7 protein-coding genes are annotated in these 15025 nt (G+C 47.5%); all 7 read right to left on the minus strand.

The genetic code is table 11. The features are described from left to right. Positions 1–845: 845 nt before the first annotated feature. Positions 846–5903, minus strand: coding sequence for a phosphodiester glycosidase family protein (locus tag GC098_RS27465; protein ID WP_171646386.1), 5058 nt, complete (start codon positions 5901–5903; stop codon positions 846–848). 270 nt (positions 5904–6173) lie between these two features. Further along, on the minus strand, positions 6174–6500 hold the full coding sequence (locus GC098_RS41320; protein ID WP_171646387.1) for an EAL domain-containing protein: 327 nt from the start codon (positions 6498–6500) through the stop codon (positions 6174–6176). Between the two features lie 632 nt (positions 6501–7132). Next, positions 7133–10210: an FIMAH domain-containing protein gene (locus tag GC098_RS27475; protein ID WP_171646388.1), complete on the minus strand. Its 3078-nt coding sequence runs from the start codon at positions 10208–10210 to the stop codon at positions 7133–7135. Positions 10211–10646: 436 nt separating this feature from the next. Next, positions 10647–11267 carry a dienelactone hydrolase family protein gene (locus GC098_RS27480; protein ID WP_171646389.1) on the minus strand — a complete coding sequence of 207 codons (621 nt, stop codon included), beginning with the start codon at positions 11265–11267 and terminating at the stop codon, positions 10647–10649. Positions 11268–11383: 116 nt separating this feature from the next. Beyond that, entirely contained in the window at positions 11384–12172 is a 789-nt protein-coding gene (locus tag GC098_RS27485; protein WP_246359012.1) for a class I SAM-dependent methyltransferase, read from the minus strand. A gap of 344 nt (positions 12173–12516) precedes the next feature. Further along, on the minus strand, positions 12517–13413 hold the full coding sequence (locus tag GC098_RS27490) for an RCC1 domain-containing protein (protein WP_171646391.1): 897 nt from the start codon (positions 13411–13413) through the stop codon (positions 12517–12519). A gap of 488 nt (positions 13414–13901) precedes the next feature. After that, positions 13902–14675: an SDR family NAD(P)-dependent oxidoreductase gene (locus tag GC098_RS27495; protein ID WP_171646392.1), complete on the minus strand. Its 774-nt coding sequence runs from the start codon at positions 14673–14675 to the stop codon at positions 13902–13904. Between the last annotated feature and the right edge of the window lie 350 nt (positions 14676–15025).

Here is a 15025-nt window from a genome sequence, read left to right on the forward strand (position 1 = left end):
GTGCACAAACCCATCATACCGAGGCGCTCCTTTTTTGACAAAGTCCAAATCTTAGTCCTTACAGGAATGTTTAGAGCTTAACAATCAATCTTTAATAATGATCATTTATAGGACAGCTTTATGTTTCTTCAAGTGAAACTCAATCAGTATCGATGTGTTATCCAATAAACTCATACCTCCTAATAACAATGACAGTGAACATATGTTAGATTTACACTATTCCGTAACTCCAAGGAAGGGAACGAATGTTCCTCATATATAATACCATATAGTTCCAATAAAACAACAAATTTTAGCATTAAACTGCCCGTTTAATCATCCCCCGGGTTGGACTGACTTGCTTCCATACAATTAAGGACTCTTCTACATAAGAAGTTATAATAAGCGTTCACCCAATAGAGTGAACGCCTACTTTACTTCAAGTCTTTGTTTGTTACTTCAAGACTTTAGTTATATAAGGATTGAGGATTGGGGTCATTGGTATTCGATTGATATTTGGCATCACTGTCTTGATATTCCTGAAACCACGTTTGTTTTTTTAATTTTTCATAATCGAGCATGGTTTCGGGAAAATAAGAGGTATATACTTGGTTATCAAAGCCGGAAGGAAGAAACTATTACTAATGCTCTGAAATTTATTGTTTTCGTGCGCTCCCAATCATCATATATATTGTTCGGGAAACCGCAATAAAGAAGTCACAGTTGAATCTCGTTCAAGCAAAGTTGCTGTTTTCGTAACAACACCCCATCATAAATGGCTGGCATCAGCTCCAATATCGTAAAAGTACAACGATAAATGGCCCCCACCATTAGATCGGGAGCCATTATTTATCAGATCATTCTTGTTATCGGTTCTTCGGAACGGTTACCGTCAATGTTACTGTTTTCACGTTACCTGCATAATCCGTAGCGACGTAAGTAATGGTGTATACCCGTCCTTCTCCGTTTCCGGATCGCTCAGCCCTCAAATCGAACACATAATCCGGTGTGTCAAAGTCCGCATTTTGAATATCTTGCGAGGTGTCTCCGTCTCCAAGACCATCATCCGGTTCGTTAGAGGTGATGGATTTTAAAACAATGGACTGAATGCCGGAAATCGGATCTATTACGCCGTAAGTTCCGGCCGTTACGGTCATCATTTTATGATTTGCCGGCCACAGCTCGTTTTTATTCTGATTCATTTGCATTTCCGGTGCTGTTTTATCTACTTTCACGACTTCACTCTGTAGCTCTTCCATGTTTCCTGCTTTGTCCTTGCTTTGATACTCAATTGTATTCGTTCCTTCAGTTGAAACGTCTATGGCGCCATCATAGGTTTGCCATTGGCCGCCATTGATCCGATATTGAACTTTATCGATACCGGATAATGGATCCGACGCATTTAAGGTCAACTTTACATCCGAATGATACCATCCGTTGGCATTGGCCGGAGGTAATTCGGCTGTAGTGACCGGAGCCGTCTCATCCAGCACCATTACCACGCTGTCCGCGTACACATCTGCGTTCACACTGGTTGCCCGCACGACGGCAGTACCTAACCCAACCGCATGGACGACCCCATCATTTGTCACCTCAACGACATTTGGAGCCGTCGAGTTGTACACCGACCACGTCACCGAGCGGTCCTGGGCCGTCTCCGGTAGTACCGTCGCTTCCAGCTTGACGGAGCCGCCGAACGGAAGCTGAACCTCCGGCTTATTAATCACGACGGACTGAGCGGTATCGGCTGCCTTCGAAGACACGGTAAACCGATCCACCTCACGGCCGCCGACCGTTTTCGTCACAACCGACATTTCATCGCCGGCCGTCTCCACCGTAACGTACATTTGCGTCTGCTCACCGTCGGTGAATTGCGTCCAAGGCTTCGGCACCAAATCGTAAAACTTTGGACCCGTCGAACCCGCCGTCACATAAGCCGTACCCTCCCCGGCAGCTACCGGCTGGTTGTTCTTCATGTAACTGCGCAAATATATGTGATCGTGTCCGTTCAACACTAAGTCCACCTTAAACTCATCGAACACCGGCGTCCACTGCTCGCGTGTTTCCACCGTATCATAGATGCTGCCGTATGGACCGCGGTGGAACAGGACGATCTTCCACTTTTGTTTCGTCGCCGCGAGATCTTGACGCAGCCATGTTTTTTGCTCCGCATATTGGTATTCGCTGTTCAGAACAACAACGTGCGCATCCTTATAATCGAAGGAAAAATGAGTCCCCTTGAGCGTATCCAACCCGTTCCCCGGCTGATTGAAATGCTGCATAAAATCGCTGATGCCCTTCGTTCCCGTAACCTCATGGTTGCCGAGCACGGACACCAATGTCGTCTTCATCAGCGGATCCTTGACCTTGTCAAAGAACATGTTCCATTGCGCTTCCAAGTGACCCGAGTCGACCATGTCACCGGCATGAGCTAGGAAATCCACATCCGGATGCTCCGCCACCGCTTTGTTCACCGTAGCCGCCCACTTGTCGTAGCCCGCGCTGTCCGACGCCTGAGAGTCGCCGAAGAACACAAACTTCAGATGATCGCCGCTTTCCGGCGCCGTCGTGAACGTGCCTTGGCCGCTAACTTGGCCGCCGCTGCCATTGCCGACCCGGTACACATACGTTGTTCCCGGCTCAAGACCATTGACCATCGCTTTATGCACGCGTACGGTACCGATATCATACGTGACGAACAGCGAGCTATCGCCCTCCACCTTCGTAACCCCTGTCTGATCAAAGCCGGTGAACCCGTCCTTCTTCGCCAGCTCCAGTACTGTGCCCTCTATGCTCGGATGCGTATGCCATGTAAAACCGCGCTCGCGTTTCGGATCGGCGCCCATGCTCACATTCACGTTGTACGGCGTCGTCGTGCCGAACAGCTTCGATACCGTCAGCGTCATCACTGGGCTGTAGACGGAATCCTTCACCGCTTGGATTTTGTACGTCTTCAGCGCCCCGGTCAGGTCGGACAGCGTCAGCTTACCCGCGCCGTCAGCGGTACCTTGCTCCACCCCGTCTACCAGCAGCTTGGCCCCGGAGGACGCCGCCCCGGACTCACCCGTTACCGTAAAATTCGTCGGATGACCTTGCACGACACCGAATTCATCCCACCCGACCTGCAGGCCGTATTGAATATCCGCCTCTAGCGGAAGTCCGAAGAATGGCCAAGCGCGGCTCGGATCCGACGCCAGCTTGATGGTGCCCGATTGGAACTGAATCATATGCTTGCCTACTGCATCCGACTTCACACGGAATTGCAGGCTGCCGAGCACATCGGAATCCGCCAGCGTGACGCTATTCAGCCCTGCAAACGTAATTTTGGCCGTACCCGCAACCGAGTCCACCGACGCTTGCGCCTGACCCTCGCTCAGCTTGCCGCCGGGAATGAACTGCAGCGCCTCCACCTTAGCCGGATCGAGCTTGAAATTCAGTTCGCCTCCTCCGATCAGCCCTACATTGCCGCCTTTGATGTCCACCGAATACGTGCCTCCGGCGTTCGTAACCGCAGGTGCGCTGTATTGAAATTTGGCTGAGCCGGTATTAACGTTGAAGGTCCATTCCTTCTCCGTACGATTTCCGAACAGGTCGCGAACCTGTATCTTTGCCTTATGCAAGCCGTCCACCAACGGTACGTCAACCTTGTGCGAAATCCGTCCTTCAGGAGGATACAGCGTATGCGTCACCGGATTGTTGTCGATGAAGAATGCAATCTTCTCCGGATCAATCAGCGTCGTACCTGGATGCTGCGTTCGATCGTACCCGGCATCCTCGGCGATCGCCCGAATGTTCGGAAGGTTCGTGGTGATGGTGCTGCCCTCGACGGGCTCTAGATTCTTGATAATAGGAGGTTCGATGTCGTCAGTCGATGGTCCGTAAAGCGCTCGGATGTTATCGACATAGATGGCGCCTGCACCTTTTACCTTAGCGGCTGTAGCCATTAGACGAACCGGCATGTCCAGCTTCAGCCCCGGAGTTAATCCGGCCGGCACGTCCGCCTCGACATATTTCCAGCCTTTCCAGTTGACTCCAGTCACATCGTCTGTGAAGTTAATCGGCGTACCGCTCGCGGTGCCGTCCTTCGCACGCAGCTGCGATCGCAGCCAGTAGCCGCTGCCGTCGCCGTACACCCACATGCTGATTTTCTTCGGATAGCCCGGGATGTCAATGTAGTTCGATGCATTCGTCGACTGCAAGTACACCCCTGAAGTGCTCGGCTTCCCTGTAAAATCATATTCCAGCTTCAGCGCCTTCGTCCCGAAGCGCACAAATTCATCTTCGTTGGTGATGCTGGCTACCGCTTTATTGTAGCTGGCTCCCGCCGTCGTCAAATATTTACTTAGACCCCCTTCGAAATCCTCCAATATGACCGGCGGTGTGCCGACGTTTACATTCATAGAGGTTTCTACCGATCCGTATTTGACGAAAATTTTGCCGCTCTTGCCACTCTCGCTTGTCGCCTTAAGCACTCCGTTCGCATCGATCGTGCCGATGTCGCCCTCCACTCTCCATTCGAGCAGGCGATTCTCAGCCATAATCTGCTGTCCGTTGCGAAGCGTCTGTACCTTCAAAGGTACGGAGGCTGCGGTATCTACCGCCTTTTCCACATCTGGAAACTTCAACTCCGTCAGCTCCGTGACAACCTCCACAGTGCCTGTACCGGTTAAGCCACCGCCAGTCACCTGGATCGCAGCCATGCCGGCCTTCGTACCTGCGGTGAACACACCCGCCTCGTCGATGCTTCCGTATTCCGGATCGACGGACCAGCTGAGCGTCCCCGCCGGCATGGCGGCAGGATGACCTGCGGCATCTACCGCCGCCGTCTTCAAAGGCAGCTTCGTGCCGGCCAGCACGCGCTCCAGCTGCGGCTGCACGACCAGCTTGGCCGCCGCCCCCTCTGATGCTTTGTTCACGAGCAGCAGTGAGTTGCCGGTTTGCCGCTCGCCTCCGTCGGAAGGCGTATTGAGCAGCTTAAACTTCGACTCGCCGGGCAATCTGGCGATGAAGGTCGAGGAGCCGCCGCCGTCGAGGTTGATCGCATTCACGATACCCATGTTCTTCATGATATCACCGAGCTCGGACGTCTCCACCCCTTCGCTGAAGCCTGGCTGTCGTCCGTCGATCTCGATCATCACTACGGTCCCGTCGGCTTTCGAGCCGATCGCCGTGCGCGGGTGAATGCCTGCAGGCGGGACGTTGTTCAATACGGTGCCGTTCTGCATCAGTTGGTACCCGCTCATGGCGACTTTCACGTTCTCGAACCCTGCCGGGAAGTTGAAGCTCGCCGTTATCTCGTCACCGGCTTTAAGCCCAGCAAGAACAGGTCTTGCCGTTCCGCTTGCCGACAACACAACTTTGCCAGCTGCAAGAGGAGTATTGCCTGCATCCTTCCGCACTTCCGAGACCTTGAGCCTCATCGTTTGGCCGCTCTTCGCTTCCCCCTCGAGCACATCGAGCACCACTTCATCACCGAACTCGTTCGTCTTTGTCGTGTCGGCGTAGTCGAACGTGTATAGGATCAGCTGATCATTTCCGCGGTAGCGGTTAATATGCGTGATGTTGCTTGTCGCTCCGTTAATGGTTAGCGTTCGAGTCAGCTTCGGGTTAGGCACATAACGCGTCGTACCGTCGTAGTCCATAAGGAAGACGGCGTAGTTAGAGTCCGGCGTATTGAGGATTCTGCCGTCGCCCATGAACAATCCGCCAGGGACCCCGGAGCCGTAGCCGCTCAAATCATAGAAATCGCCGTTTACGCCTGCAATTACCCGTTGTCCGGGTTTATCGTAGTATTTGGCCATTTCGGTGACCCCTTGCATCCCATATACTTTTCCGCCCTTGGTGCCTGCTAACAGCTCCAAGTTCGGATCGGTCGGGCTGAACTCCACACTGTGGACCTTTTCCAATCCTCTCGGCATCTTCATGCTGTACCAGTTGTAGGTCACGTTCGGCGCAATTTCCATGCTCCTTGTGTCCAGTACTTGCGCAGTCGACGGGTCGCTGTCGACAGCTTGTACCATCTGCAGCGGCACCAGCATGGCAAAGACCATGCTTAGGCTGAGCAGCACATGGAGAATTATTCGGTTCGTCTGTCTCATTCTGTAGCTTTCCTCCTGCTTCTTTGGGATCATGTCGGGGCACTTCCATGTCGATTTGTCTGAAATTTTGTTTCACACCCCTCGTGTATTTTTAAATTATATTTTCAGTTTGTAAGAACCATTCATGTTTTGTATTAACGTTTTGAAAATTTCGCCCGTCATGATCCTCCGGCATGCGGCACCAATCGAAAAAAGCCGCTCGACGCGCAACCTGTCAGGTCTCACACCGTGCGGCTTACCGTTATGCAATTCTTTCAGTTTTGAAGCGGCTTCTTTCGCAAGCATCGGCCTGTTGAAATAGTAGCCTTGAATATGGTCGCAGCCCAAAGCATCCAAAAACGCATACTGCTGCTCCGTCTCCATGCCCTCGGCCACGACCTCGAGTCCCAGACTATGCGCGAGTGCGATAAATGGCTTCCACATACGCTCTGCCCGTTTGTATCCGTTCTCTCAATAGAGTGAACGCATATTTTACTTCAAAACTTAATTTGTCACTTGTTACTTCAAAACATATTTGTCACCCAACAAAAAACAAGCTACTCCAAAGTTAAGACTAAATAATAAACCTATCTTATTCTCTTTCTTGCACAGATTTCCTTCCTAATTATTCCATTAATCTGCCCGTTACTTGAACAGGCTGCCCAATATGCAGGCAGCCTGTTTTATTATTCTGCTATCGTTCTGCGTTAGTTGAATGTTTTGTGCCCTACAAAACTATGCCTTTGGGAATTATTAGGAAGCGCTGTTAATTGCCTTCGCCGCTATCTTGCTGGACGCTGTTTATAGGAGAGCCACACCCGGTCGTCAGGATCGGGAGGCAAGAAATTCGGGAAAGATCAAGCCCACCAGTCCGAGTAAAAATGCTAGAACCCCAAAGACGAACATTGTCCAGCCAGAAGCATCTTGAACACTACCTTGCTAGCAAGCCTGTACCTGCCGATCAAATTGTTGCGTTGATACATGTTGAGCTTGTTTTCTGATTGCCGTTTCCCGGCGGCAACCGCATAAAAAAAACCGGAGGCTCAGCCGAGGCATCCGGTTTTTTTACGTTGATTTTACTTCGCTAACCATGCTGCGATCAGAGCATTTGCGTCGGCAGTGAGGACAGACTTCGCGGAATCGGAGACATAACCCGCCATCGGCTCGTTATCCAGATGCTTCAGGAAATCCTGCATATGCTTCGCCGCTTTGTACTTATCGCCTTTGTCCAATTGATGCAGTGCCTGATCCAGACTGTTGCGTAGCTGGTTTACTAACGGATTGGTTAATTCGCCGGCTGTAGCATATCCGTCGATTAAGTTGGACAACCCTTCGGGGATAACTGCCGTTGTAAAACGGATAAAGTCATCCGTCGCATTACCGGCCAGATCGGTAATGACGATATGCAAAGTATGGAGGCCGAGCTTACCGGCCAGATTAAGGGCAGCGCCGTTTTCCAACCTTTTTCCGTCGAGGACTAGTTCCTGGCTCGCGATGCCCGACTGTGCATCGTTCGCGTTCAAGAGCAACGCAATCGGACGGTCGTCGGAGAAGATGGTGCCCTCCACAAGCGGTTCTCCGTTTGCCGTCAGCACATAGGTCGGATTCGTTTTGTCGATGCGGATTGTCACCTCCTTCGTCGGCTCGATGTTCCCCGCAACGTCGACGGAACGGAACTGCAACCGAGATTCGCCTTCATGTTTGAAATCGATCGGCCTGGTATACGCTATCCATTCCATTTGATCCTTCAACCGATACTCCGTTCTCGCGACGCCGGAAAGATCGTCATAAACCGACAGCGTGATGGACGCATCTGTGTTTAGCCAGCCGTTTCGCGGCGCAGGGGCGATTTGCGCCTCCGTCATCGGCTGAGCTGCATCCCGCTGCACCAGCTTGATATGATCAAAGGTAAGATGATAATTGGAGCTGGCGGCATTTTTGCCGATTACAACAAAACGGAATTTATGGCTGCCGGCATCGAGCGCCATATTTCCCATATCGGCCGCCGATACCTTCTGAGCAGGATTGTACTCGTCTACCGGATAGCCTTGAGGCACCCCATCGATATATAACTGGGCGATTCCCCGATTATTGCTCGCCATGTAGCCATATTGGATATCGTAATTTGCAGCCTCAGTAACATCGATGTTCAACTCAACCCAGTCGCCGACCTTGGGGGCCGAAGACGTCTGCAAATAGTTCCCTGTCGATGTACTACCTCCAGCCGCCGTACCGATCGATGGTCCGCCTGGATTGACGGTATAGCTTGCCGTCGAACCCGGGAAAAGCGTAAAAGGAGCGGTAACGGTAACTTCAACATAAGGCTTGATGTTTTTGGTATTCGTAATCCCCGGTCCATCCAATTCGCCATAAATCGTATATAAGCCAAGTCTATCGGGCGTGTAATCGGTCGTGCTCCAGGTTACGTTCATCTTTTCCGTTTTCCCCGTAGTCAGGGTTACATCAAGCTGTGAAGGCAATCCTAAGCTACCCAACGCCGTACCCTTGGAAACCGTAATTTGCTTCAGTCTATCCCATGCTACGACATCTTTAGGTTGTGCACTGGGATCCCAGTCATCAGGAAAAATATAGCTGTCTTCGTCCCTTTTGATTAAGCTCACATCCGCCAGATACATGGTTGCCGATTGGAATTCATCCGCGTAGGCCGCATCTCCCTCACCATTGTATAACCCCCGGTAGAGCCCCCACTTAGAACGGTTTTGCTGACCCGGTTGAACGGGAAGATCCCCTCTTTCGAGTCTGCCGGTAACTGGATTTTCCACTTCGGGGCGTCTGTAGGTTTCGGCTGTCATTCCCCCTTGGAAAAGCACATCGCCGGTTTCCAGATCGGTAAGCTTGCCATACAGATAACCTTTATCGGCTGTTAGAATCGTTACCTCATAATCGAGCCAGCGATCAACGACCTTATCGAAGGGAATCGTAAACAACGGTTTGATTCTGTCCGCATATTGGCCATCGGGATTGTTCCTGAATTCCAATTGGCCCTTGCCATCGCTTGAAACCAGCGAAAGAGTAGTCACCGGTTGACCGGCTGCGTTGCCAGCCACTTCTTTCAACTGGAAGATGTGCCAAAACCTATGGGGAACAATAAAATCGCCAGCATGCTTGTCTCCTACATCCTTCTGATACCTTAAAGTTTCCGACGGAAGCATAAGCCTCCAGTGGTGGGTCATAATATCTCCGCCCACACTATTGGCATCGATATTGGAAGCACCGGTGTTGCTCTTAATTTCCAGTCTTTGACGGTCGCTGTTGACCGCACCGCGGTCACCGTCATCCCGGCTCACACCGTTCGAGGTAACGAAAGGCAAAAATTCGTGATAACGCAAAATGTCGGAGCTCAGCTTATCGGTGCCCGGCACATTGACAATTCCGTACTTCGTAAGCGCGTTCGCATTACTTTTGCCGATCGTTTGCAAATACATGTTGTCTCCCAGCCATGATTCGTTCACAGTCCCTGCCACCGGGTAGTCTCCGGAACGATCATAAACGGATTCCGACCATTGTTTCCCGCTGTAAGACGAGGGGGTGCCCGGTCCTTCTATCGAACCCGTTGTACTCCCATTGCCTATTTTCGAGGTGCCCATAACATCCCATGCATATTCGCCAGCCCGTATGTTGAGCGGCAAATAACGATCATTTGGTCCCACCGGGCCCATATTCGCTGGAAAAGCTTTTTCTACAGTAACCTTAACCGTATATTTCCGGCTGGCACTGCTGTTCATCTTGTCGGTAACGGCCAAATAATACAACGTAGTTCCGCTTGCGGATAATTGGTCTATTTTGGCATCGCCCTTGTTAATGCCGCTTGAGGCAAAAGAGATTGCCGTTGTACCGTTGCTTCTATAAAGCGTCGCATTAGCGCCTGGGTTGGTTGTGATATTCAACATTTGGTATAAGGTGCCGTAGGGCAATGAAATTTGGATGGTTGATTGATGGAGATCAACTACAGCGTTGACCGGCTTGTTCACTTTGATGTCCAATATTCCTAAATCGTCTCCCGGCGCAGCGCGAACCGTCGTTGCTGGAATTACTGCCAGTAAAATAAACGAAATTACAAATGAAAGCGAATACAAAAAAACTGAATTTAATGCCCTTTTTAGAATTTTTTGCTTAAGCATCTGATCGAACAACTGAAATCCTCCTTTATTCTTGTAAAATGAACCCTTTGGACACGAAGTAAGTAACAGCCTCCCTCTTGCCAACCATTTTTACGCAAAGAACTTATGTTGACGCAACTTTTGCCCATTCAGAAACGCTTACAATTACCATTATAAAGAGTTCATGGGAATGTCTGTATGTATTAATTTATGATACCTATGGAATATTTTACGATTGATCAAGACTGACCCAAAAATGGAAACAGCGCCAGCCAAGGACGAGAAACGTCCTAGACTGACGCTGTTTATCTATCTCCTTTTATTATACATAATAGAATGCAATCATTTCTTTTAAACTTCATTTACAGATTAATTTAACTATGCTGCCCGTTACTTGAATGAAGGCTCTGTTTTCGTTTATTGTTGATTTTCGACCGAAAAAAAACCTTCTAAGGCAGTTTTTCTTTAACTATCGGTTTCCGTTCAAAACTTCTAAATGTTTCCGAATGAAAATCAACATTTGGTTAAATGCCTTTTCAGCTAATTCTTCGTTATATTTTGGAGAGAATGGGTCACTGAATCCATGTTGTCCGTTAAATTTATGAACCTCGACTTTATTCTTGTTATCTAAAGCCGAAATTAACTCATCAACAATAAATGATTTTTCTTCTTGCGGAAAGAACAACAATGTAGGGCATTGAGGTGAAATTTCCATATAATTTCTGATACGAGAACCATAATACCCAATTATTCCATCAACAAGTTGTTCTTCACTACATAGCCAAGCAACGGTTGCTCCTACACTGAATCCGACGATAAATATTTTTTCATATTCATTCTTAATATCCGATAACAAATTTTTAATTGTGACCAATGCATTTGTAAAAGCTACGTTCTCCATAAAATTAGAATAAGCATCTTCGTCTTGAGAATAATCAAAAAGCGTCTCCCGTTCTAACAAATTCGGACATAAGACATCAAAGTCATATTCAGATAATGATTGACAAACATGTTTCATATGCTGATTGATTCCATAAATTTCGTGAACAACGATAATTGCAGTATCAGATTTTTTTTGCATTCTAATCATTTTTGTTCCTCCATTGTTTCAACTTTGGCATCACTAACGATCATGCCGACAGCCTCCCATTGGTGCGTTTATTGAACAAACGTTTCCCGATAGTTGAATGACCAAATAATTCCTAGTTATTTAAAAGCCGTAATAACTGATACTGATAGTTCTTCGGTAAATACTCCTGATGAATCAATATCCAATAAAGCAGATTTCAAATCATTTTCAAATTTCTCCAGATTCTCACCAAAAAAACGTTTGGAGGCATATGAAGTGGAATACAAATTTCCGAGAATAGTGTCTACTGTCCAATTGTAGGAATAACTCGGTAAAACGTTTCTTTCAACATCCCTAAATCTAGATTTTGTAATGGTGTCCTCGAATCTTTCTTTGGGAGGCGTGTATGTACTATTACCAGCTCTTCTTTCATCACCTAGCCAAACTTTTACTATTTCAGCTACCTTAAGCTTCCAATGTAATGGTTCATACTTCTCATTATTATAATCAATAATAGCAATACCGCCATTATCATCAGAACTGTTATATAGGATTTCTAAAATCGATTCTCTATCCATCCAATGAAATGCTTTTGCTATTAACATGAGTCGAAAAGAACCCCAATCACTCGAACGCTCTTCTGCCCTTCCTTGTAACCAGCAAGCGTTATCAACTCTGTTAACATTGGACAAATGGAGTGCTTCATTTAGCATCTCCGGTTCAGTATCTACACCTATAATTTCTTGGAACCAATCATTAAATTTTAAAGTTAATTGACCTGTTCCACATCCTAAATCAAGCAAACGACCTTCACCGTTAAGTGAAAACTTGTTTACTAAGAAACGCAATAGTGACGAAGGATAAATAGGTCTGTATCTAGAGTAATACCAGGCAGTACCTTTAAATAAATCTGCACCATAGTCCATCAATATTGTCAGTCCTTCCCTCTAAATGAATTTACAGTAGACTAATCATTTTACAAGATTTCTACTTATCAGTCATTAGAGAGTATTATTATAGTTAATTTTTATTAATCCTTCTACAATTTCCGATTCAGAAGAAATCGACAAGTTAAAGAATCTCGTCACGCTCTACTGCCTGTTAGTTCAACAAGCCGATCGTGCTGACCGACTGCCTTCGTGGGTTTATTCAGCTATCGTTCGCCGTTAACGCAACGAAGCCACCGATCGATCTGCGGCAGCTTCGTGGTGTTGTTTATTGAGCTCTCATCTCCTAAGTTGCTGTGTATTTTATTATTATAATATGGAAACTAATTTCCGGGCAGTTGGATGCCGCGCCAGCCGCTTACATCGCATTGGCCATATTCATTATCACCCACAGCAACCACCGTGCCGTCCGATTTAAGCCCTACGGTATGGGCACAACCCGCCGCAATCGCCACAATATCGTGCCAATCACTTACATTACATTGGCCATACTCATTCCAACCCACAGCCGCCACAGTACCGTCCGATTTAAGGCCGATGGTATGATTACTACCCACCGCTATCGCCACAATACCGCGCCAGCCGCTTACATCGCATTGGTCATGTTTATTTAAACCCACAGCCGTCACCGTACCGTCCGATTTAAGACCGATTGTATGAAGATAACCCGCCGCGACCTCCATAATATCGAACCAACCGCTTACATTGCATTGGCGATACCGATTATTACCCACAGCCGTCACCGTGCCGTCCAATTTAAGACCGATGGTATGCCAGTCACCCGCCGCGACCTCCACAATATCATGCCAGCTGCTTACATTGCATTCACCTTCATTATTTCGGCCCACTGCTACCACCGTGCCATCCGATTTAAGCCCAACAGTACGACGCCAACCCGCCGCAACCGCTACAATATCGCGCCAGTCGTTTACATCGCATTGGTCATACTTATTCCAACCCACAGCCGCCACAGTACTGTCAGATTTAAGACCGATTGTATGAGCATTACCCGTGTTCGTCGCCATATGAACATTACCAGCCGCGACCGCCACAATATCGCGCCAGCCGCTTACATCACATTGGCCATATTTATTATCACCCACAGCCGTCACCGTGCCGTCAGATTTAAGCCCAACGGTATGACGACGACCCGCCGCTATGGTATCTTTAGTCCACCGTTTCACCTTTAACATCGCTTCTTTCGGTGATATGTAATCCATGTTTTACCTCCTTGAAAACAAGACCTATTTTTTCATATACGTTTCATCGTGGTCAATTAAGCTCCGAGAGTTGTACGTTCCATCAAGAAATATTACCACAAACTGTCGTTCTTAGGTTTTATTAACCTGCCCGTTTGTTCAATAAACCAAAAAAGGAGCCGCGCAAAAGCAGCCCTTACACTAAAGTTCCTCTTTAGTTCAGTCAGTTTTAACGCGAGTTTACTCTATATCAGGTTATTTCTTCGACTTAAAAATCCTTTTCAACCCGGTAAGAAAACATTGAATCTTTATTATCGTAACTTTCCACAACTAACTTTTGATATTATTAATGACGAATAGATGCCTCTTAGTTACTTTTATTAGTGAAAGTGCCACAAAGCCAAGTCACACAACGATAAAAACAAAAAAACGAACCTCAGATTTTAGCGAGGCTCGTTTTTTTTATTATTGATAATCTGCGTTATAGTTAACAGTATCGTCCTAACTTTTTAGTAATAAACGGTATTTCCAATGCCGCCGGTTACCGAAATGACATCGCCGCTAATCGATGCCGACAAAGGTGAAGCCAGGAAGGTAACGACATTAGCAATTTCCTCCGCTGTAATCAAGCGACCGAGCGTATTCATTGCCGCTAACTGGCGTAAAGCATCCTCATCAGTAACCCGTTCTCTAAATGCTTCCGTACTTACAATCCCTGGATAAACCGCATTGACGGTAATTCCGTGCTTCCCTAATTCCAATGATGAGGATTTTGTTAAATGGACAACAGATGCATTACGCGGACCGGAACTAAAATAATTGCCGCCTATTCTGGCAGCCAAACCGCTTATATTAATGATACGTCCCCAATTATTTTTTATCATATAAGGTGCTACAGCACGAATACTGCGAAAATAGCCCAAATACTTTTCTTCAAAATCTTTCAGAATAAGTTCATCTTTAATGCTGTAAAAATCCTCTGGCACTTGACCGCCAACACGGGCCCCGCTGTTGATTAGAATATCAATACTCCCCATCGCCTTAGCTGAATTTTCAACTAAATTTAGGATAGAGTCAGGATTCATGGTATCTGCCACAATCGGATAGATATTTCTTTTTGTTTCCTGAGCCAATTCCTCTGCAGCGATTTTTAGCGAGGATTCGTTTCTTGAACAAATCGTACAGTCTACACCTTCCAGAGCCATTTGGCGGGCAATCGCTTTACCAATGCCACGGCTTCCTCCTACAATAAGTGCTTTTTTTCCAGATAACTTTAAGTCCATAGCTGCAACCTCCTGGTTTAAATTAACACGATATGCAAGAAAGTCGATAGTGATTTTTGTGATTATTAACTCATTTCTTCATTTAATTCTACCTATAAATAATACTCAATATACTTTCGGCAGACAACAGGGCGCTACCTGCTCCGATCAAAGCATTAGGCCGTCATGATGAGACCCACCGTGGCAGGACTTCGGTCCATATCGGAGGCGATGGACGAGAGCAGTCCGATGGGGGCGAATTCATTTGCAGCAATCGTAAACGTGGCGATGCGGTAGCCTGTTGTCATGATGCTCTCGTATCCGTTAGCTTAAGAGTACAAGTACATGAGTTCTTGGTGAGTCTGGTTTTA

This window comes from Paenibacillus phytorum (assembly GCF_013141715.1).
Lineage (GTDB): Bacteria > Bacillota > Bacilli > Paenibacillales > NBRC-103111 > Paenibacillus_E > Paenibacillus_E phytorum.

Coding starts and splice junctions, on each gene's coding strand:
- GC098_RS27465 (WP_171646386.1), bottom strand. CDS start 5,903: ATGAAGATGCCGAGAGGATTGGAAAAGGTCCACAGTGTGGAGTTCAGC.
- GC098_RS41320 (WP_171646387.1), bottom strand. CDS start 6,500: ATGTGGAAGCCATTTATCGCACTCGCGCATAGTCTGGGACTCGAGGTC.
- GC098_RS27480 (WP_171646389.1), bottom strand. CDS start 11,267: ATGATTAGAATGCAAAAAAAATCTGATACTGCAATTATCGTTGTTCAC.
- GC098_RS27485 (WP_246359012.1), bottom strand. CDS start 12,172: ATGGACTATGGTGCAGATTTATTTAAAGGTACTGCCTGGTATTACTCT.
- GC098_RS27490 (WP_171646391.1), bottom strand. CDS start 13,413: ATGGATTACATATCACCGAAAGAAGCGATGTTAAAGGTGAAACGGTGG.
- GC098_RS27495 (WP_171646392.1), bottom strand. CDS start 14,675: ATGGACTTAAAGTTATCTGGAAAAAAAGCACTTATTGTAGGAGGAAGC.